This window comes from Streptomyces sp. NPDC054834 (assembly GCF_053611185.1).
This window is the reverse complement of the sequence record NZ_JBSGZV010000050.1, coordinates 33,420-51,652: the sequence shown is the minus strand read 5'-3', so window position 1 is coordinate 51,652 and position 18,233 is coordinate 33,420. Positions and strand designations below refer to the sequence as shown.

17 protein-coding genes and 1 pseudogene are annotated in these 18,233 nt (G+C 69.4%); 9 read left to right on the top strand and 9 right to left on the bottom strand.

All coding sequences use genetic code 11. The features are described 5' to 3' along the window. Window position 1: 1 nt before the first annotated feature. A complete protein-coding gene (locus ACWGJM_RS40785; RefSeq protein ID WP_453416819.1) occupies window positions 2-535 on the top strand; it encodes an amino-acid N-acetyltransferase in 534 nt (177 codons plus the stop codon). A gap of 207 nt (window positions 536-742) precedes the next feature. After that, complete coding sequence (locus ACWGJM_RS40780; protein ID WP_361446004.1) at window positions 743-1,078, top strand: histone-like nucleoid-structuring protein Lsr2; 336 nt, start codon at window positions 743-745, stop codon at window positions 1,076-1,078. Here ACWGJM_RS40780 and ACWGJM_RS40775 read toward each other — a convergent pair. Continuing rightward, on the bottom strand, window positions 1,057-1,659 hold the full coding sequence (locus tag ACWGJM_RS40775) for an SCO3374 family protein (RefSeq protein WP_453416818.1): 603 nt from the start codon (window positions 1,657-1,659) through the stop codon (window positions 1,057-1,059). The genes ACWGJM_RS40780 and ACWGJM_RS40775 overlap by 22 nt on opposite strands. Before the next feature lie 458 nt (window positions 1,660-2,117). Between ACWGJM_RS40775 and ACWGJM_RS40770 the strand changes: the two genes are divergently transcribed. Continuing rightward, the gene (locus ACWGJM_RS40770; protein WP_453416817.1) at window positions 2,118-4,643 is read left to right on the top strand and encodes an ATP-dependent Clp protease ATP-binding subunit; all 2,526 of its coding nucleotides are present in this window, start codon (window positions 2,118-2,120) and stop codon (window positions 4,641-4,643) included. 58 nt (window positions 4,644-4,701) lie between these two features. On the opposite strand, the gene ACWGJM_RS40765 is transcribed toward ACWGJM_RS40770, so the two are convergent. From ACWGJM_RS40765 to ACWGJM_RS40750, 4 genes and pseudogenes are all read right to left on the bottom strand, one after another. Further along, window positions 4,702-7,761, bottom strand: a complete 3,060-nt coding sequence (locus ACWGJM_RS40765; RefSeq protein WP_453416816.1) for an NACHT domain-containing protein — start codon at window positions 7,759-7,761, stop codon at window positions 4,702-4,704. Between the two features lie 60 nt (window positions 7,762-7,821). Further along, window positions 7,822-8,445, bottom strand: coding sequence for an HAD family acid phosphatase (locus ACWGJM_RS40760; protein WP_453416815.1), 624 nt, complete (start codon window positions 8,443-8,445; stop codon window positions 7,822-7,824). A 119-nt stretch (window positions 8,446-8,564) separates the two neighbouring features. Beyond that, on the bottom strand, window positions 8,565-8,843 hold the full coding sequence (locus ACWGJM_RS40755) for a PDDEXK nuclease domain-containing protein (protein WP_453416814.1): 279 nt from the start codon (window positions 8,841-8,843) through the stop codon (window positions 8,565-8,567). A gap of 58 nt (window positions 8,844-8,901) precedes the next feature. Next, window positions 8,902-9,558 (bottom strand): annotated as a pseudogene (locus tag ACWGJM_RS40750) (DUF1016 N-terminal domain-containing protein); the annotation flags it as partial. Here ACWGJM_RS40750 and ACWGJM_RS40745 point away from each other — a divergent pair. Together ACWGJM_RS40745 and ACWGJM_RS40740 are read left to right on the top strand one after the other, a co-directional pair. Then, window positions 9,469-9,867 (top strand): ATP-binding protein, encoded by a 399-nt coding sequence (locus ACWGJM_RS40745; RefSeq protein ID WP_453416813.1) that lies wholly within the window; start codon window positions 9,469-9,471, stop codon window positions 9,865-9,867. The pseudogene ACWGJM_RS40750 and the gene ACWGJM_RS40745 overlap by 90 nt on opposite strands. Window positions 9,868-10,172: 305 nt before the next feature. Next, window positions 10,173-10,805: a M23 family metallopeptidase gene (locus tag ACWGJM_RS40740; RefSeq protein ID WP_453416812.1), complete on the top strand. Its 633-nt coding sequence runs from the start codon at window positions 10,173-10,175 to the stop codon at window positions 10,803-10,805. On the opposite strand, the gene ACWGJM_RS40735 is transcribed toward ACWGJM_RS40740, so the two are convergent. Beyond that, complete coding sequence (locus ACWGJM_RS40735) at window positions 10,802-11,404, bottom strand: TetR/AcrR family transcriptional regulator (protein ID WP_453416811.1); 603 nt, start codon at window positions 11,402-11,404, stop codon at window positions 10,802-10,804. The genes ACWGJM_RS40740 and ACWGJM_RS40735 overlap by 4 nt on opposite strands. Window positions 11,405-11,527: 123 nt before the next feature. Here ACWGJM_RS40735 and ACWGJM_RS40730 point away from each other — a divergent pair, with 123 nt between their 5' ends. From ACWGJM_RS40730 to ACWGJM_RS40720, 3 genes are all read left to right on the top strand, one after another. Next, the gene (locus tag ACWGJM_RS40730; protein ID WP_453416810.1) at window positions 11,528-13,126 is read left to right on the top strand and encodes an MDR family MFS transporter; all 1,599 of its coding nucleotides are present in this window, start codon (window positions 11,528-11,530) and stop codon (window positions 13,124-13,126) included. Between the two features lie 107 nt (window positions 13,127-13,233). Continuing rightward, entirely contained in the window at window positions 13,234-13,665 is a 432-nt protein-coding gene (locus tag ACWGJM_RS40725) for a helix-turn-helix transcriptional regulator (RefSeq protein ID WP_453416809.1), read from the top strand. Between the two features lie 77 nt (window positions 13,666-13,742). After that, complete coding sequence (locus ACWGJM_RS40720; RefSeq protein WP_453416808.1) at window positions 13,743-14,189, top strand: VOC family protein; 447 nt, start codon at window positions 13,743-13,745, stop codon at window positions 14,187-14,189. A 35-nt stretch (window positions 14,190-14,224) separates the two neighbouring features. On the opposite strand, the gene ACWGJM_RS40715 is transcribed toward ACWGJM_RS40720, so the two are convergent. Further along, window positions 14,225-14,980, bottom strand: a complete 756-nt coding sequence (locus tag ACWGJM_RS40715; RefSeq protein ID WP_453416807.1) for an SDR family oxidoreductase — start codon at window positions 14,978-14,980, stop codon at window positions 14,225-14,227. A gap of 129 nt (window positions 14,981-15,109) precedes the next feature. Here ACWGJM_RS40715 and ACWGJM_RS40710 point away from each other — a divergent pair, with 129 nt between their 5' ends. Next, complete coding sequence (locus ACWGJM_RS40710) at window positions 15,110-15,703, top strand: TetR/AcrR family transcriptional regulator (RefSeq protein WP_453416806.1); 594 nt, start codon at window positions 15,110-15,112, stop codon at window positions 15,701-15,703. 372 nt (window positions 15,704-16,075) lie between these two features. Here ACWGJM_RS40710 and cseC read toward each other — a convergent pair whose 3' ends face one another. Beyond that, entirely contained in the window at window positions 16,076-17,419 is a 1,344-nt protein-coding gene (cseC, locus tag ACWGJM_RS40705; protein WP_453416805.1) for a two-component system sensor histidine kinase CseC, read from the bottom strand. Window positions 17,420-17,432: 13 nt separating this feature from the next. After that, the gene (cseB, locus tag ACWGJM_RS40700; protein WP_453416804.1) at window positions 17,433-18,134 is read right to left on the bottom strand and encodes a two-component system response regulator CseB; all 702 of its coding nucleotides are present in this window, start codon (window positions 18,132-18,134) and stop codon (window positions 17,433-17,435) included. Window positions 18,135-18,233 lie beyond the last annotated feature (99 nt).

The window sequence follows — 18,233 nt, the reverse complement described above, 5'->3', positions numbered from 1 at the left end:
CATGTCAGCAGAGCGTCCCGAAGTCACCGCAAAAGCCATCACCGTCCGGCGGGCGAGGACCAGCGATGTCCCGGCCGTGCGCCGCCTCCTCGACGTGTACGTCCGCGACCGCATCCTGCTCGACAAAGCGACCGTGACTCTTTACGAGGACATCCAGGAGTTCTGGGTCGCCGAACGCGACGACAACGCCGAGGTGCTCGGCTGCGGCGCACTGCACGTGATGTGGGAAGACCTTGCGGAAGTCCGCACTCTCGCGGTGAAGCCCGGCCTGAAGGGCGCTGGCGTCGGCCACCAGTTGCTGGAGAAGTTGCTTCAGACCGCCCGCTGGCTCGGCGTTCGCCGCGTTTTCTGTCTGACCTTCGAAGTGGACTTCTTCGGGAAGCACGGCTTCGTGGAGATCGGGGAGACACCCGTCGACACCGATGTCTACGCGGAGCTGTTGCGTTCCTATGACGAGGGCGTCGCGGAGTTCCTCGGTCTCGAACGAGTGAAACCGAACACCTTGGGCAACAGCCGGATGCTTCTGCATCTGTGATCATCGGGCATTGCCCGCGCGCCCTATGTCCGAAACGCGCATGTTTCCGGTCTTGAGCGGTCCCTGAGTCTCTCCCAGGGGTTTGTGTTTTTCCGGCAAAAGCGGTTTGCTTTCCGACGTACTGCAGTACTGCATATAACAGGGGGTCGGCGAAACGGCGGGCGCCGCACACCCCCGGCCCTAACGTTATCGATGAAAGGAAATCCGGTGGCACAGAAGGTTCAGGTCCTTCTTGTCGACGACCTCGACGGCGGCGAGGCGGACGAGACCGTGACGTTCGCGCTGGACGGCAAGACGTACGAGATCGATCTCACGACAGCCAATGCGGACAATCTGCGCGGACTTCTCGAGCCCTATGTGAAGGGCGGTCGTCGTACCGGAGGCCGTTCCGCGGGCGGGCGTGGGAAGGCCCGTGCCGCTTCCGGCGGCAGCCAGGACACCGCGCAGATCCGCGCCTGGGCGAAGGAGAACGGCTACGAGGTCAATGACCGCGGCCGTGTTCCCGCGACCATCCGCGAGGCCTACGAGAAGGCCAACGGCTGAGCGCACACGCGCCGCAGCCGGACACGGTGACAATGCGTTGCCACTGTGTCCACCAGTCGTACGAGATCGGGGGCGCCCGCGCCGCCCCCCAAGGCCGACAGCGTCGGCAGCGAAGCCTCGACCTCGCACCCCGGCTCGGGGGGCCGCAGCCATACGGCGGCCCCCTGGAGGACGTCCGGGACGGCAAGAACACCGGAGCCGCCCGGGGAAAACGGTCGGACTCCGGTGGAAGCCGGCTCGGGAGGCACCGGCGCATCCATGCGCCCGTCCGCGCCCAGCGCCACCAGATCGAGCGCCAGCGCGCCCCACTCCAGCCAGTCCAGCAGCCCCGGCAGCTCCTCGGCGCTGCCCGCGGCCACCAGCAGCCGCATCCGGTCGCCCTGCACGGCCACCGGAGAGCCCGGCCCCAGGCGCCTGAGCGCGGCCACGCCCGCCTCGGCCGGCACGTCCAGGACGTCGAAGCGCAAGCCGGTGACGAGCCGTAGCCGCGATCCCGGCACCGTGGCCCACCCCAGATCGTTCTCGTACCAGTGCCGGATTCCGGCGTTCGAGTCGAGCGGTCGACGAGGGAGGGGGACCATGGGGACCACGGGGGCAGTGCCAACCATGACAAGAGCAACCGCCGAAACAGGCTCCGGGTTACGCTGGGTGTACGAGCGATTGCGAACGGTGTCCGAAAGAGGGCACTCGGGGGGCGCGGAGGGGCGCAAGGTTGTTCGCCCATAGCGGAGCGAACCGGTGCGCGCGGCATGGACTGTCAGCGCGTACGGGTAAGACATCCCTAGTGGGAGGGGGCGACGCGCAGAACGGGCTTGTCTCACGTTCGCCATCGGCGTACTGACGACAGGGGTAAGTGCCTGGCCTGCGGGAACATCGTCTCGCACCATCGGGTTGGAGCAGATGTCGGCGTCACGGGTCAGGAGGCCATCGACGGTGTCGGCAGTTGGAATGAGCGGTCCCCGCTTGCGGGACTAAGCTGCGGAAGGACAGGGAGGGGAAGTTCCCCCCACTGCCTGACCGCTCTGAGGAGCGATTAACGATGTTCGAGAGGTTCACCGACCGCGCGCGGCGGGTTGTCGTCCTGGCTCAGGAAGAAGCCCGGATGCTCAACCACAACTACATCGGCACCGAGCACATCCTCCTGGGCCTGATCCACGAGGGTGAGGGTGTCGCCGCCAAGGCCCTTGAGAGCCTCGGGATTTCGCTCGAGGCGGTCCGCCAGCAGGTGGAGGAGATCATCGGCCAGGGCCAGCAGGCCCCGTCCGGGCACATCCCCTTCACCCCCCGTGCCAAGAAGGTCCTGGAGCTGTCGCTCCGCGAGGCCCTTCAGCTGGGCCACAACTACATCGGCACGGAGCACATCCTGCTCGGCCTGATCCGTGAGGGCGAGGGCGTCGCCGCCCAGGTCCTGGTCAAGCTGGGTGCTGATCTCAACCGGGTGCGGCAGCAGGTCATCCAGCTGCTCTCCGGCTACCAGGGCAAGGAGACCGCCACCGCCGGCGGGCCTGCCGAGGGCACCCCCTCGACGTCCCTGGTCCTCGACCAGTTCGGCCGGAACCTCACCCAGGCCGCTCGTGAGTCCAAGCTCGACCCGGTCATCGGGCGCGAGAAGGAGATCGAGCGGGTCATGCAGGTGCTGTCCCGCCGTACCAAGAACAACCCGGTCCTGATCGGTGAGCCCGGCGTCGGCAAGACCGCCGTCGTCGAGGGCCTCGCCCAGGCCATCGTCAAGGGCGAGGTGCCCGAGACCCTCAAGGACAAGCACCTCTACACCCTGGACCTCGGCGCGCTGGTCGCCGGCTCCCGCTACCGCGGTGACTTCGAGGAGCGCCTGAAGAAGGTCCTCAAGGAGATCCGCACCCGCGGCGACATCATCCTGTTCATCGACGAGCTGCACACGCTGGTCGGTGCGGGTGCCGCCGAGGGCGCCATCGACGCCGCTTCCATCCTGAAGCCGATGCTGGCCCGCGGCGAACTCCAGACGATCGGCGCCACGACGCTGGACGAGTACCGCAAGCACCTGGAGAAGGACGCCGCCCTCGAGCGCCGCTTCCAGCCCATCCAGGTCGCCGAGCCCTCGCTCCCGCACACCATCGAGATCCTCAAGGGTCTGCGCGACCGTTACGAGGCGCACCACCGCGTCTCCATCACGGACGAGGCGCTGGTCCAGGCCGCCACCCTGGCCGACCGCTACATCTCGGACCGCTTCCTGCCGGACAAGGCGATCGACCTGATCGACGAGGCCGGCTCCCGGATGCGCATCCGCCGGATGACCGCTCCGCCGGACCTGCGCGAGTTCGACGAGAAGATCGCCGCCGTCCGCCGGGACAAGGAGTCCGCGATCGACTCGCAGGACTTCGAGAAGGCCGCCTCCCTCCGCGACAAGGAGAAGCAGCTCCTGGCCGCCAAGGCCAAGCGGGAGAAGGAGTGGAAGGCCGGCGACATGGACGTCGTCGCCGAGGTCGACGGCGAGCTGATCGCCGAGGTCCTCGCCACGGCGACGGGCATCCCCGTCTTCAAGCTCACGGAAGAGGAGTCTTCTCGCCTGCTCCGCATGGAGGAGGAGCTCCACAAGCGGGTCATCGGCCAGAACGACGCCGTCAAGGCGCTGTCGAAGGCGATCCGCCGTACGCGTGCCGGTCTGAAGGACCCGAAGCGTCCGGGTGGCTCGTTCATCTTCGCCGGCCCGTCCGGTGTCGGTAAGACCGAGCTGTCCAAGGCGCTCGCCGAGTTCCTCTTCGGTGACGAGGACGCGCTGATCTCCCTCGACATGTCGGAGTTCAGCGAGAAGCACACGGTGTCGCGGCTCTTCGGTTCGCCCCCCGGCTACGTGGGCTACGAAGAGGGCGGCCAGCTGACCGAGAAGGTCCGCCGCAAGCCGTTCTCCGTCGTCCTTTTCGACGAGGTGGAGAAGGCGCACCCGGACATCTTCAACTCGCTGCTCCAGATCCTGGAGGACGGTCGCCTGACCGACTCCCAGGGCCGGGTCGTGGACTTCAAGAACACGGTCATCATCATGACGACCAACCTCGGCACCCGGGACATCTCCAAGGGCTTCAACCTGGGCTTCGCGGCCTCGGGTGACACGAAGACCAACTACGAGCGCATGAAGAACAAGGTGTCGGACGAGCTCAAGCAGCACTTCCGCCCCGAGTTCCTCAACCGCGTCGACGACGTGGTCGTCTTCCCGCAGCTGACCCAGGCCGACATCCTCCGGATCGTCGACCTGATGATCGGCAAGGTGGACGAGCGCCTGAAGGACCGGGACATGGGCATCGAGCTCTCCCAGCCCGCCAAGGAACTGCTGGCCAAGAAGGGCTACGACCCCGTGCTGGGCGCCCGGCCGCTGCGCCGCACGATCCAGCGCGAGATCGAGGACAGCCTCTCCGAGAAGATCCTCTTCGGCGAGCTGCGCCCCGGTCACATCGTGGTCGTGGACACCGAGGGCGAGGGCGAGGCCAAGACCTTCACCTTCCGGGGTGAGGAGAAGTCGGCCCTCCCGGACGTCCCGCCGATCGAGCAGGCCGCGGGTGGGGCTGGACCCAACCTGAGCAAGGACGCGTAAGCGTCACGGCCAGTGGCTGAGTGAGAGGGGCCGGTGCTTTCGGGCACCGGCCCCTTTCTCAGTGCTGGTCGACGGTGACATCCACGTCCGGGAAAGACCTCCTGAAACGGGCGGCAGGGATGGTGCGGCCCGGGCGGTTCTGCAGGATCACCGAGCGGACTCCCGGAAGCCGGGGCGCCAAGGACGAGAGGTCCTCTGTCCCTTGCAGGGAGAAAACCTGCAGCACCTCTACGCCCGGCAGTTCCGGCATCAGCTCGATGGAGTGCGGAAGCTCCCGGAGGATCCGTGCGTGCAGGAACAAGTGGGTCAAGCCGGGTAGTGCGGTGACCTCTTGCCAATCGGCTGCGGTCAGTTCGGTGGTGAGCGGCCCCAAGCTGAGTGCGTCCAGGCGGGCCCAGTGCTGCAGTCCGCGCAGCCCGGTGCCCTTTGTGCTGTCGCGGCCCACGAACAGGAATTCCAGTGGCGCGTCGACCGGCAAGCTGTCCGTGAGTTCGGTGCCGGGCAACTCCTGGTCCACGGAAAGGCGGACGAGTGATCGCAAGGAACCCAGACCGGTCACATCTGAGACACCGCCGAAGACGAGACCTCGCAGTGGCAGCGCGGACAGGGCCTCGAACCCTCTGGCCGCCTGACATTCGTCCAGCCACAGCTGATCGAGCGAGCTGAAGGGCTCCAGGGCGCCCAGATCCGTGAGATGGGGGTTGTCCTGAAGGTCGATCGCCGTCACTGTTTCGGGTGCCGGTACGGCGGCCAGGATGTCCTCGATCCGGAGCGGGCCGCGGAAGGAGAGCTGGGGCCAGTGGCGCATCCGGTTCAGGGCCGAGAGCTGTTCGGCCGACTCGCAGGTCAGCAGGAGGTTCGCCTGATTCAGGTGGTCCAACACCTCGGCCGCGTACTGCTCCGTGTCGAAGTGGCCCCAGGTCCCCACGAGCTGGCGGCGCACGCCGAGGTGCGGATGCTCCCGAAACCGCCGCAGAATGGCCAGCGCTCCCTCTGGTTCCTCCGTACCCAGGGCCGACGCGGTGACCGTGACGCCCAGGGCTTCCTCATCCGTCAGCCCCTCCGGCCCCGGTAGTAACTCCAGCACCAGTGGTCCGGCATCGGCCAGAGCCCGAGCGTCCTCAGTCGTACGAGGCGGGATCAGCATGCCCGCAAAGAACTCCACGTCCTGCCGCACCAACGGGTCCAAGGCCGCCGCATGCTCCAGGCAAGCCAGCGCCAGCAGAGGGAGCCGAGGAGAGTCGCCGGCCAGCAACTGCCGTAGGACCGAAGCCCGCTCCCGAGGCCGGGCGTGGGCCACCGCCATGCGGATGACATCCTCCCACTGGGTGTCGTCGGCGTGGCTGACGAGGACGTCGAGGTGGCCCTCCTCCACGGCGTAGCGGGCGCCCAGGTAGTCCTGGAAGGTACGGTGGACGAAGTCCAGGACACCTTCGGCCGGCTGACGTAGCAGGCCACTGCGCAGCAGGAGGGTGCGCAGTACGGTCGCCGCGTCACCCTGCCCTGCTGCCGACGCCACCGTAGGCAGCGAGCGCTCCACGATCCCCTCGGCCGTCTCGACGTCCATCTCCGTGCGGCCGCTCAGCACCAGCGCGTAGGCCAGTCGCTGCAACAGCTCCAGCTGGACCTCCTCGCCCAGCTCCACGCCGTCCACCGCGCCCATGCCCCGCTCCCGGTCCCGGCGGGCGAGGAGCATCGCGAGGGCGGCGTCATACAACTCCTTGCGGCCGGTGGGGAGATAGCCGCGGCGCTCGCGATGCAGCGCGCAGATCAGGCCGCACATCAGGGGGTTGGTGGCGAGGCGGGCCAGGTCGCGCTTGGTACGCAAGGAGTCCAGGAGGGGGGCCTCGTACTCCGGAGCCTGCGCCGCCTCGTGCCAACGCCGCACGAACGTCGTGACCTCGGAGCGGCGCATGGGGGCCAGCGCCAGTTCCCGGAAGCCCTCCTGGGCCAGCCAGTCGGGGCGTACGGCCGACGGGCGGGAGGTCAGGAGCCAGCGGTTTCCGGGGTAGGCCTGGAGCAGGGAGCGGAGCCAGTCGCGGGTGCGGTGGCGGTCGGCGGCCGGGATCTCGTCCAGGCCGTCCACGAGGACCAGGGCGCGGCCCGCCGTCAGGACGCGCTCGGCCCAGCCCTCCGGTGGGGTCAGCGGGCAGCTCACTGCCTTGAGGAAGTCGGCCGGAGGCGGGAGCGGACCTGTACGGATCAGGGTGCGCAGGGGGAGGACGTAGGGGACGCGGTCGCCGGTCCGGGCGGCGGTGACCGCCAGCCACTGCACCAGGGTCGTCTTCCCGGAGCCGGCGTCGCCGCGCAGCAGGACGCGGGAGTCGGCGAGTAGCGCCTCCTCGGCGGGCAGTCGGCCTGCTGCTGCGGGCGGCCGCTCGTCCGGGGCCATGTCGCGCGGGACCTCCTCCGCGGTGGTCGCCTCCAGGCTGAGGTAGGCGACCTGGAGCGGCCAGCGGTCGGGGGAGTCGCGCAGGTCGATGCCGTAGATGGTGATGTGGTTGTGGTGCTCGGCGACGTACGGCAGATAGCGGTGCTCGAAGGCGGTGTCCCGGTCGTCGGGGCGCGGGGTTCGCGCGATCAGTTCGTCGACCTTGCGGCCCATCTCGACTTGTCCCCGGGCCTGTTCGACCAGGGCGCGGGGTACGAAGGTCGACCGCCGCGTGAAGAACTCCAGGATGTGCAGGCACGCCGATTCCGTCGCGGAGTCGAGGAAGAGGCAGGCGTCCGTGGACAACCCGTCGATCGCGGGGGCGCCGCGCCGCAGCCGCACAGCCAGCTCGCGCTCGCCCAGGCGGACGGCGTGGACGGCGTCCATGTCCAGGTCGCCGAGGGCGAGGAGGCGACCGGCCAGGGCGTCGGCGACGGCGGTCTGCTCGTCGGGCGGGAAGGGGGACTCGCCAGGCCGTTCCACCGCTTGACCGGTCAACCGTTCGGCGAGTCGGCGCAGTTCCTTCTCGCGCAGGACGCGTTTCTCGCCCCGCAGGGATACCAGATCGGCGAGTCGTACGGGCTTGTCGACCAGCCCGGCGCCCGGCTGGTTCGATGGGAGCACCTTCTTCACCAGTGGGCCGACCAGGGCCCCCGCCAGTTTGCCGCCGATGACCGCCGGATCCATCCGCCTCACCCCCGCACGCGTGCGAACGGAGGTGAGGCTACCTGGAGTCGACCGGAAGGGTCAGGACAACTGCCCGTCATAGTCCGGCAGTTTGTACGTCTTCTCGGCGTGGCCGCCCGAGAGGTCGGTGGCGCTGTTGCCGATGTTCGCGATGATCGTGTAGCCCTTGTTCTCGATGTCGACGCGCTGGGCCGTCTTGTAGGCGGCGACGTCCTTGAACAGGTCGAACAGGCCGCGGACGTAGAGACCGGAGACGTCGTAACCGTCGTGCTCGAGGTTCCACTCGGTGGGCGCGGAGATGATGCCCGGGCGGGCCGTGACGAAGAACAGGGAGACGCCGTGCTCCTGGGCGTACTCGGCGACGTTCAGGACGGGTTTGTTGGCCGGCTGCGGGTAGCTGAAACCGAAGTCGGTCTCCAGCGTGGTGTTGTCTATGTCGAAGACGATCGCCTGCTTCTCGCCAGGCTTGGCGGCCGCGATGCGCTGCTCCAGGTACGGCAGGGCCTGGTCCATGACCGTCTGGCAGTCCTTCTGCCAGGTGGCGTAGTCCACCTTGGCGGCGGTGGCGGCGGTGGCGGTGGTGCTGGTCGTCGCGGCGTCGGCCGGGGCGGCCATGGCGACGAAGGCGGCCGCCGATACGGCGGTCGCGGATATGCGCAGCGCCCAGGGGCGTCGTCTGCTCATCGGTGGGGGGTCCTCTCACTCCATACGCTGCCGGTGTTGTGAGCATGATCGTGCGTGAGGGTGGCGCGAGGGGAACCGTAAGGTTACTGGAGGGTAGGCGTACAGAGATGTGCGTCACACTAAGGGAGTTGACCGATGTCGCCGATGGCCTGCTGAACCACCCGGGTCAAGTCCTCTTCCTTCGGGACGAGTTCGCGGTCGGCGGGTGAGAGCGTCGAGTAGTTGGCCACGGCGAGCGGGTTGTTGCTCGCGTCGAGGGCGAGTTGGACCGCGGCCTGGTTGTGGTGGGCGCCGATGAGGAAACCGATGGTGCTGTCGTCGCGCTGCGGGTCGCGGACCATCCGGTCGACCACGCTTACGTAGAAGTTGAGTTTGCCGACGTGCTCGGGGGCGCACATCCTTCGTCTTCAGCTCGAAAACGAAGTAGCGGTGCAGCTTGAGGTGGTAGAAGAGCAGGTCGATGCGGTATTCCTCGCCGCCGATGTGCACCGGGTACTGGCGGCCGACGAAGGCGAAGCCCAAAGGAAGCGGACCATGTTGGCGACGATCGCCTCTTCGAGTTCGTGCTCCGCGTGGTGCTTGTCGAGGCCGAGGAAGTCGAGGCGGTACCGGGTCCCGGGCCAGTTCCTTGAGTACGGCCGAGTCGTCGGGGACCGTCACCTGGAAATTGGTTGCCGCGGAGCCCTGGGTGAGGTGCAGATCCTGGTGGATGAAGCGGTCCAGCAACGCACGCGACCAGCCGTTGCGGACGGCTTCGGTGGCGTAGAAGTCCAGCTCGGAGCGGGTGTCGAGCTTGCCCATGAGGACCGTGACGTGATCCCACGGCAATTGTCCAACAGGCTGTTGGACAATTGGCTCCGGCCAGATGCGGGCCATCTTGTGCATGTACATCAGGTTGCTTCGGGAGAATCCGCGCTGCCCCGGAAAGGCCGCCTTCAGATCCGCCGCGAGCCTGGCCACGACCTTCGTGCCCCAGCCTTCGTCTTCCTGTGTTCGCTGCTCCGCGCCTTGGAGGCGTCCGCCGTGCAACTTCCGCTCACCTACACCCTCTTCACCCCCACCGTCGTGACCTCGCCCAAGGTCTGCCGGGACTTCGTGCGGTCCATGCTGCACACACTTGGGCTCGGGGATCTCACCGACACGGCCGCCCTGTGCACCTCCGAGCTGGTGACCAACGTGCACCAGCACGTACGGGGCGAAGTGCACCTCCGGGCCACCGTCGAAGCGGCGGGGGTACGCGTTGCCGTGTACGACGGGAGCCACCTGCCGCCCTGTCCGCAGGGCCGTGTCGACGGCGACGCCGAGTCCGGGCGTGGGCTGTTGCTCGTGGCCTCGCTCGCCGACGGATTCGGGGTGACCGGGGCCGAGCGGGGCAAAGGCGTGTGGTTCCGGCCCGACAGCGGCCGGACGTTGCGCCGTTGACCCGCGCCTGGCGCGTAGCGCGGGTCACATTCGGGGGTTCGTGGATCTTGGGAGTCGGTGACATGCCACACAGGCGATATGTCCGGTACTAGTGGAGATAGTGGGACTTGTGGGTGGAGTGGAAGCGGCTGTCGGCCGCCTCTCGCCTGTCAAGAAGGGGTGAAGTTTCGGGGCTGCGTACTACCTATGGCCGTAGTTTGACCGTTTTGGGGTGAATGGGGCCGGGCTGTACCAAGGGATGGCGCCACCCGCCGGACGCCAGTCGCATCGGGTGGTCTCTCTGTCCCCGAACTCACGAGGTCTCGATGCTCCAGCGCGTCCCGTTCCGCTTCCCCCGTACGCCCCTGCTGCGCACCCGTGCCGCCGCCCTGGCCGCCGGCGTGGGCGCGTCGGCCGTGCTGGGGGTCGGAGTCGCGAGCGCCGCCGTCCCGCACGCCGCCACCCACACCGCGACGGCCGCCGCGAAGCCCGCTGCCAAGCACGCCGCGAAGCCTGCCGCCAAGCCCGCCAAGTCGGCCGCCGCCTGGGTCGACCCGGTGAAGAAGTACACGCTGTCCGCGGGCTTCGACCAGGCCGGCAGCCACTGGATGCACAAGCACAGCGGGCAGGACTTCGCCGTGCCGAGCGGTACGGACGTCGTCGCCGCGCACGGCGGCACCGTGGTCAAGGCCGGCGGCAACGGCGCCGGCGACGGGCCCGCCTACGGCAACGCCATCGTCATCAAGCACGCCGACGGGCAGTACTCGCAGTACGCCCACCTGTCGCGGATCGACGTCAGGGCCGGCCAGGTCGTCGGCACCGGCCAGCACATAGCCAAGTCCGGCAACACGGGCAACTCCACCGGCCCGCACCTGCACTTCGAGATCCGCACGACCCCGAACTACGGTTCCGGGATCGACCCGGTCCCCTTCCTGCGGGCCAAGGGCGTGATCGTCTAACTCCTCGTCCCGCGGGCGCCCTCGTGCGCCTGCGTGACCAGGTCCACGGCGACCTCGAGAACCGCCTCGCGCCTCTTCTCGGGGTCGCCTTCGACGTCCTGCATGATGAACATGCCCGCGTGCAGGGTGAACAGGGCGCTGACGCAGCGGACCTGGTCGACCAGGTCCGCGTCGGGGTCGATGATGATGTCGCGCAGGCCGCGCATGCGGTCCTTGAAGGCGTCGCCGATGCGCAGTTCCCGTACCGTCGCCTGGTTCTCCTGCATGAAGCGGAAGAGCCGCTCGGCGCCGGTCAGCGCCTGGCTGTAACGCCGTACGATCTCCTGCTTCGTCTCCAGTGTGTGCGGCTGCCGCGCGCCCCACTCGATCAGGTCCTGGATCGGCTGCGTCAGATCCTCGAAGAGGCTGACGATGATCTCTTCCTTGGTCTTGAAGTGGTAGTAGAGCGCCGCCTTCGTGACGTCCAGGCGCTCGGCGATCTCGCGCAGGGACGTCTTCTCGTAGCCCTGCTCGGCGAAGAGTTCGAGGGCCACGTCCTGGATGCGCTGGCGGGTGTTGCCGCGGCGCCGCTGCTTGGTGCCGTCCATGGTGACGCCCATCCTCGTACTCCTCGCGCTCCCGCGGAAACTTACTTGACGCCCGGCTAGTGACATCGCTACCTTCACCAGTGTAGTGAACTAGCCGGGCGGCAAGTAAGTAGCGGTCCTGGGGGAGTGGCAAAGATGGCGGACGCAGAGGGCGCACAAAGCGTGGAAAGCAATGAAATAGAGGGCAAAAAGCCCCGGAGCGTGCGGGTCGTCCTGCTCGCACTCATGATCGCGATGATGCTCGCGATGCTGGACAACATGATCGTGGGCACCGCGATGCCGACGATCGTGGGCGAGCTGGGCGGCCTGGAACACCTGTCGTGGGTGGTGACCGGCTACACCCTGGCGACCGCCGCGGCGACCCCGATCTGGGGCAAGCTCGGCGACATGTTCGGCCGCAAGGCCACCTTCCTCACCTCGATCGTGATCTTCCTGATCGGGTCCGCGCTCAGCGGCATGGCCCAGAACATGGGCGAGCTCATCGGGTTCCGGGCCGTTCAGGGGCTCGGCGCCGGCGGTCTGATGGTCGGGGTCATGGCGATCATCGGTGACCTGATCCCGCCCCGGGAGCGCGGCAAGTACCAGGGCATGATGGCCGGCGTCATGGCGCTGGCGATGATCGGCGGTCCGCTGGTCGGCGGCACCATCACCGACAACTGGGGCTGGCGCTGGTCCTTCTACATCAACCTGCCGCTCGGCGCGGTCGCGCTGGCGCTGGTCAGTGCCGTGCTGCACCTGCCGAAGAAGCGGAGCAAGGCGCGCATCGACTACCTCGGCGCCGCGCTGCTGACCATCGGCATCACCTCGATCGTGCTGGTCACCACCTGGGGCGGCTCGGAGTACGCGTGGACGTCCGCGCGGATCATGGAGCTGATCGGCATCGGTGTCGCCGCGCTGGTCGGGTTCGTGTTCTGGCAGACCCGGGCCGCCGAGCCGGTCGTACCGCTGCACATCTTCCGCAGCCGCAACTTCACGCTGATGTCCGTCATCGGCTTCATCACCGGCTTCGTGATGTTCGGCGCCACGCTCTTCCTGCCGCTGTACCAGCAGTCCGTGCAGGGCGCGTCCGCGACCAACTCCGGGCTGCTGCTCCTGCCGATGCTCGGCGCGATGCTGGTGACCTCGATGGTCGCCGGACGGGTCACCACCAACAGCGGGCGCTACAAGGCCTTCCCGATCGCCGGCGGCGTCCTGATGATCACCGGCCTGTACCTGCTGTCCACGATGGACACGGGGACCTCCCGGCTCACCTCCGGGGTGTTCATGGCCGTCCTCGGCCTCGGCATGGGCTGCCTGATGCAGATCACCATGCTGGTCGCGCAGAACAGCGTGGAGATGAAGGACATGGGCGTGGCGTCCTCGTCCACCACCCTCTTCCGTACGCTCGGCTCCTCCTTCGGCGTCGCCATCATGGGTGCGCTGTTCAACAACCGGGTCCAGGACGTCATGGCCGAGCGGGCCGGCTCGCAGGGCTCCAAGGTCACCGAGCAGTCCGCGCAGCTCGACGCGGCCAGCCTGGCGAAGCTGCCGGCGGCGGCGCGGGAGGCGTACCAGCACGCGGTCTCCGCCGGTACGCACTCGGCGTTCCTGCTGGGCGCCGTCGTCGCGGTGGTCGTGCTGGTGGCGGCCTTCTTCGTCAAGGAGGTCCCGCTCAAGGGCGGACCGCAGAAGTCGGAGGGCGGCGCGGCGGACAACGCCGACGCGGTACCGGCACCGGTCATCGAGGCAGTCTGACCGGACAGTGAGCCGAAGGCCCCCGGAGAGTGTCCGCCCCGGGGGCCTTCGCCATGCGCGGCCGAAGTCACGGCGCCGTTGTCAGTACCCCGTGCCACCATCCCCGTATGGACAAACTGCGCCAGTTGCGCCTGGCCAAGGACGCCATGGACCGCGACTGGGCCGACCCGGGGCTCGACCTGGACGCGGTGGCCGCGCACGCCGGATATTCGCGCTACCACTTCATACGGGCCTTCAAGGAGACGTACGGCGAGACACCCGGCCAGTACCTGACGCACCGCCGCATCGAGCGGGCCGAGGAGATGCTGCGCACCGCCAACCTGTCGGTGACCGAGATCTGCCATCTGGTGGGCTTCAGCAGCTTGGGCACCTTCTCGGCCCGGTTCAAGACGTGGACCGGGCTGACGCCCAGCGAGTACCGGACGAAGCACGTGGGGCGCGGAGCCGCGCTCATACCCGGGTGCTACGCCATGCTGTGGGCGGGAGGGTTCCGGAGGGGCCCGGGCGCCGCGGAGCGCAATTCCGGAGAAGCGGGCTGAGGCCGCCCCTGCCTACGGTGGCTGCGCAGAAGCCGATCGGCCGCGCAGGAGCCGATCGCCGTGGACAGGAGCGCGCCGTGATCAGGGGACTCAAGATCTCTACCGTCTGGGTACTCGACCAGGACCGGGCCAAGGAGTTCTACACCGAGAAGCTGGGACTCGAGGTCCGCACGGACCTCACGATGGGCGACGGCGGCATGCGCTGGCTGACCGTGGGCGCCGGGAGCCAGCCCGACGTGGAGCTCACGCTGATGGTGCCGGGGCCGCCCGCGATGGACCCCGAGTCCGCCGAAATGGTGAAGAAGCTGGTGGCCAAGGGGGTGCTCGGCGCCGGTGTGCTGACCACCGACGACATCCACGGCGACTACAAGACGCTCAAGGAGCGCGGTGTGGAGTTCCTCCAGGAGCCGCAGGAGCGTCCGTACGGCACGGAGGCGCTGTTCCGCGACGACTCCGGCAACTGGTTCTCCTTCACTCAGCCGCGTGAGGGCGACCTCGACATGTCGAAGGGATGGGCGACCTGAGTCCGGCCCGGGGCGGTCCCTGAGGTTCCCTGAGGTCAGCGCCCCGTCGCCAGGTTCACCCCGCCCGTCGCCTCCAGAACGACTCCGGTCACGAAGGTGTTCGCGGCCAGCATGTGGATGGCGCGGGCGATGTCCTCGGGACGTCCGACCCGGCCCACGGGGGTCGCGGCGGCGAGGGCGTCGAAGGTGGCCTGGCGCTGCTCGGCCGGCATGGCGCCCCACCAGGGCGTGTCGACGACGCCCGGCGAGACGGCGTTGACCCTGAGCGGGGCCAGCTCGACGGCGAGCGGCGGGACCATCGCCTCCAGGGCGCCGTTGATCGCGGCGAGGCCGGCGGTGCCGGGCATCGCGGCGCGCGCGGAGGCGGCGGTGATCAGTGTCACCGAGCCGTCGGCGCGCAGCCGGGGCAGGGCCGCCTGGAGGACGCGCAGGTGCGGCCAGAACTTGCCGTCGAAGCCGGCCGCGAGGTCCGCGAGGTCCAGCTCGGCGAAGGCACCGCCGCCGCTGGCGCCGCTGAGGGCGAGGACCAGGTGGTCTACGGGGCCGGACTGGGCGAAGAAGGCGTCCACCGCGGCCCGGTCGGCCGCGTCCAGGCGGTATGCCGAGGTCTTGCCGCCGATACGGGTGGCGGCCGCGTCGAGCCGTTCCTGGTCGCGGCCGGTGATGACCACCTCCGCGCCGTCCGCCGCGAAGGCCGCGGCCGCCGCCTCGCCGATGCCCGAGCTGCCGCCCATGACGGCGACGCGCTGTCCGGCGAAAGCGGGGGAGCTGACGTGGTTCGGAGTGCTCATGAGTGGCTTCTCTCCTGTGACTCGCCGGGTCCCGACCCCTTGTCGAGAACGTCGGTCTCGTTAAAGTGTTGCCGAGACCGGTAGTCTCGTCAAGCGAGTTCCGGAGGAGCTCTCGGAGAGGATGGGCCCGTGGACACGAAAGAACCGCGCCCCGCTGAGTCACGCCCCCACACCGGCCGCCGCCGCAACGAGGCCGTCCGCCGGGCGATCCTCGACGCCGCGCTGGACCTGATCGCCGACGCGGACGGCGCTCCGGTGACCGTCGAGACCATCGCCCGCGCGGCCGGCGTCGGAAAGCAGACGCTCTACCGCTGGTGGCCCTCCAAGGGCGCCGTCCTGCTGGACGCGCTGACCCACTACGCCGCCCAGGAGGTGCCCACGCCGGACACCGGCAGCCTCCGCGACGACCTGCGGGCGCTGACGACCGCCACCTTCGAGGCGTCCCAGCGCGCCCCCTCCGCGCCCGCGCTGCGCACCCTCGTACGGGAGGCCGCCCGCGACCCCCACCTGGCCGAGCTGATGCGGAACTTCACCGAGTCCCGCCGGGCCGCCGTGCGCGGGATCCTCCAGCGCGGGCGCGAGCGCGGCGAACTGCCCGCCGACCGGGACGTCGACATCCTGGTCGACCAGTTCTACGGCTTCTTCTGGTACCGCTTCCTGCTCGGCCACGCCCCGCTGGACGCGGCCACCGCGGAACGGATCACGGAGTCCCTGCTGCGGTGAGGCCTACGGCGCCGGAGCAGGGACTCGGCGGCGCCGGGCGGGGTTCCGTGCCGGTGCCGGACCGCTCGCGCGGGGTGCTGCGGCGGGGTCGACTGGTCGGGGCGGATCGGTGATCCCTTGCCGCGGTGGGTACTGCGGCGTCGGCCGGGCCTGAGGCGATCACCGGCCCCGGGCTGGGCCGAGAGCCTGTGACGCCGGGCGGGGTTCCGTGCCGGTGCTGGGCTGCTCGCGCGGGGCGCTGCGCGGCGGGGTGGCCCGGGCGGAGCCGGTGGGGTGACTCGCTGTTGCGGTGGGTGCCTGCGGTATCGGTCGGGTCCGGCGCGATCGCCGGCCCCGGGTCGGGCCGGGCGCCTGTGACACCCCGCCGGAGGGCTACGGCAGCATCGGATAGCTGCCGGTGGCGGTCGGTGCGTGTTCCGGCAGCCACAGGACCGCCACCGCCCCCTCCGCCGGGACGTGCTCGGGCGCGCCCGCGGGCCGGACGTTGCGGAAGGTCAGGCGGGCGCCCAGCACCCGGGCCTGGCCCGCGGCGATGGTCAGGCCGAGGCCATGGCCCTGGCCGGCGCGGTCCTTGCTGCCGGTGCGGAAGCGGCTCGGCCCCTCGGCGAGCAGTTCCTCGGGGAAACCGCGGCCGTGGTCGCGGACCCGGATGACCCGGCCCTCGACGCTGACCTCGATGGGCGGCTTGCCGTGCCGGGCGGCGTTGGCCAGGAGGTTGAACAGCACCCGCTCCAGGCGCCGCGGGTCGGTCGTCACCTCCGACTCGTGCACCACACGCACGGCGACGCCCGGGTCCTTGGCGGCAACCCGCCGGGCCACGAACTCGCCCAGCATGATGTCCTGAAGCTCGGCCCGCTCGGATGCGCTGTCGAGCCGGGCGACCTCCAGGACGTCCTCGACGAGCGTGCGCATGGCCTTGGCGCGGTCGAGGACCAGCTCGGTCGGCCGGCCGGGCGGCAGCAGCTCGGCCGCCGTCAGCAGCCCGGTCACCGGGGTGCGCAGCTCGTGCGCGATGTCGGCGGTGACCCGGCGCTCGGCGTCCAGCCGCTGCTGGAGCGCGTCCGCCATCGCGTCCACCGCACGCGCGAGGTCGTCGGTCTCGTCCCGTACGACCCCGCCGATGGCGTCCCGCACCCGTACGTCAGGCTCGCCCTGGGCGACCTGGTTCGCCGCGGCCGCCGCCTTGCGCAGCCGGCCCGAGAGCTGTCCGCCGATGAGCACACCGAGCGCGCTGCCGCCGAGCACGACCGCGATGGACCCGATGACCAGGGCCTGGTCGAGGTCCTTCATCACGTCGGTGCTGCGGTCAGTGAAACGGGTGTGCAGCGACAGCACGTGCCCGTCCTTCATCGGCACGGCCGCCCAGATGTCCGGCGCGTTGCCGCCGTGGTCCGTCACGAAGGTGGCCCGGCGGCCCTCCTCGACCTTCTCCCGCAGCGCCGGCGGCATCTTCGGGTCGTCGATCGCGGCGCCCGGGAAGTTCGTGTGCCGGTTCAGCCCATAGTTCCGCTCGGGAATCTGAAGCCGCTCCAGGGCGAGGTCGCGCGCGTTGTCCAGCATCGACACCCGGGCGGCGTTGTGCACGACCAGGCTGAGCGCGATCGCCACCAGCGCGCCGACCAGCGCGATCGCCGCGCTGAGCTTCCATCTGAGCCCCGTGCGCAGACTCGCACGCTCCACGCGTCCCCTGACCCGGCGCCGAATGATCCCCCGCATGCCCCTGCCCCGCTCAGGCCTTCAGCTTGTAACCGAAGCCACGGACCGTCTCGATCCGGTCCTGGCCGATCTTCGTCCGCAGCCGCTGCACATGGACGTCGACGACCCGGGTGTCCCCGCCCCAGCCGTAGTCCCACACGCGCTCCAGCAGCTTGTCGCGTGAGAGCACCGTCCCCGGCGCCGAGGAGAACTCGAGCAGCAGCCGCATCTCGGTCGGGGTGAGCGCCACCGGCTGCCCGGCCCGCCGCACCTCCATGCCCTCGGTGTCGACCTCCAGCTCACCGAAGGTCAGCAGCCCGCCGTCCACCGAGGAACCGGGGTCGTCCCCCCGGTCCCCGCTCGCGTGCCCGAAGCGGCGCAGCACCGCGCGGATCCGGGCGACCAGCACGGCCCCGTCGAACGGCTTGGTCACGTAGTCGTCGGCGCCCGCCTCCAGGCCCAGCACGACGTCGATGGAGTCCGCGCGTGCCGACAGCATGATCACCGGCACCGTCGACTCGTCGCGGATGCGGCGGCACAGGCTGACCCCGTCCAGGCCCGGGACCATGACGTCGAGCAGCGCGATGTCGGGCCGGTTCGCCCGGAACGACTCCAGGCCCGACAACCCGTCGGGCATCGCGGTGACCGCGAAGCCGTCCCGCTCCAGGGCGAGCTGTGTGGCCTCGCGGATGACGTCGTCGTCCTCCACGAACAGGACGTGGGTCTGTTCTGCCATCCCGGTGCTCTCAGTCCTCGTATGAATGTCGTGCTCTCGAACAGGTGACGCAGGGCGCGGCGGAGCGGTTCACTCAGGTGCCCGGCACCGAAGCCGGTC

Bases quoted from the DNA above. Each gene is read 5' to 3' on its own strand.
- ACWGJM_RS40785 (WP_453416819.1), top strand. From the start codon at position 2: ATGTCAGCAGAGCGTCCCGAAGTCACCGCAAAAGCCATCACCGTCCGG.
- ACWGJM_RS40775 (WP_453416818.1), bottom strand. From the start codon at position 1,659: ATGGTCCCCCTCCCTCGTCGACCGCTCGACTCGAACGCCGGAATCCGG.
- ACWGJM_RS40770 (WP_453416817.1), top strand. From the start codon at position 2,118: ATGTTCGAGAGGTTCACCGACCGCGCGCGGCGGGTTGTCGTCCTGGCT.
- ACWGJM_RS40765 (WP_453416816.1), bottom strand. From the start codon at position 7,761: ATGGATCCGGCGGTCATCGGCGGCAAACTGGCGGGGGCCCTGGTCGGC.
- ACWGJM_RS40760 (WP_453416815.1), bottom strand. From the start codon at position 8,445: ATGAGCAGACGACGCCCCTGGGCGCTGCGCATATCCGCGACCGCCGTA.
- ACWGJM_RS40755 (WP_453416814.1), bottom strand. From the start codon at position 8,843: ATGTGCGCCCCCGAGCACGTCGGCAAACTCAACTTCTACGTAAGCGTG.
- ACWGJM_RS40740 (WP_453416812.1), top strand. From the start codon at position 10,173: ATGCTCCAGCGCGTCCCGTTCCGCTTCCCCCGTACGCCCCTGCTGCGC.
- ACWGJM_RS40735 (WP_453416811.1), bottom strand. From the start codon at position 11,404: ATGGGCGTCACCATGGACGGCACCAAGCAGCGGCGCCGCGGCAACACC.
- ACWGJM_RS40730 (WP_453416810.1), top strand. From the start codon at position 11,528: ATGGCGGACGCAGAGGGCGCACAAAGCGTGGAAAGCAATGAAATAGAG.
- ACWGJM_RS40725 (WP_453416809.1), top strand. From the start codon at position 13,234: ATGGACAAACTGCGCCAGTTGCGCCTGGCCAAGGACGCCATGGACCGC.
- ACWGJM_RS40715 (WP_453416807.1), bottom strand. From the start codon at position 14,980: ATGAGCACTCCGAACCACGTCAGCTCCCCCGCTTTCGCCGGACAGCGC.
- cseC (WP_453416805.1), bottom strand. From the start codon at position 17,419: ATGCGGGGGATCATTCGGCGCCGGGTCAGGGGACGCGTGGAGCGTGCG.
- cseB (WP_453416804.1), bottom strand. From the start codon at position 18,134: ATGGCAGAACAGACCCACGTCCTGTTCGTGGAGGACGACGACGTCATC.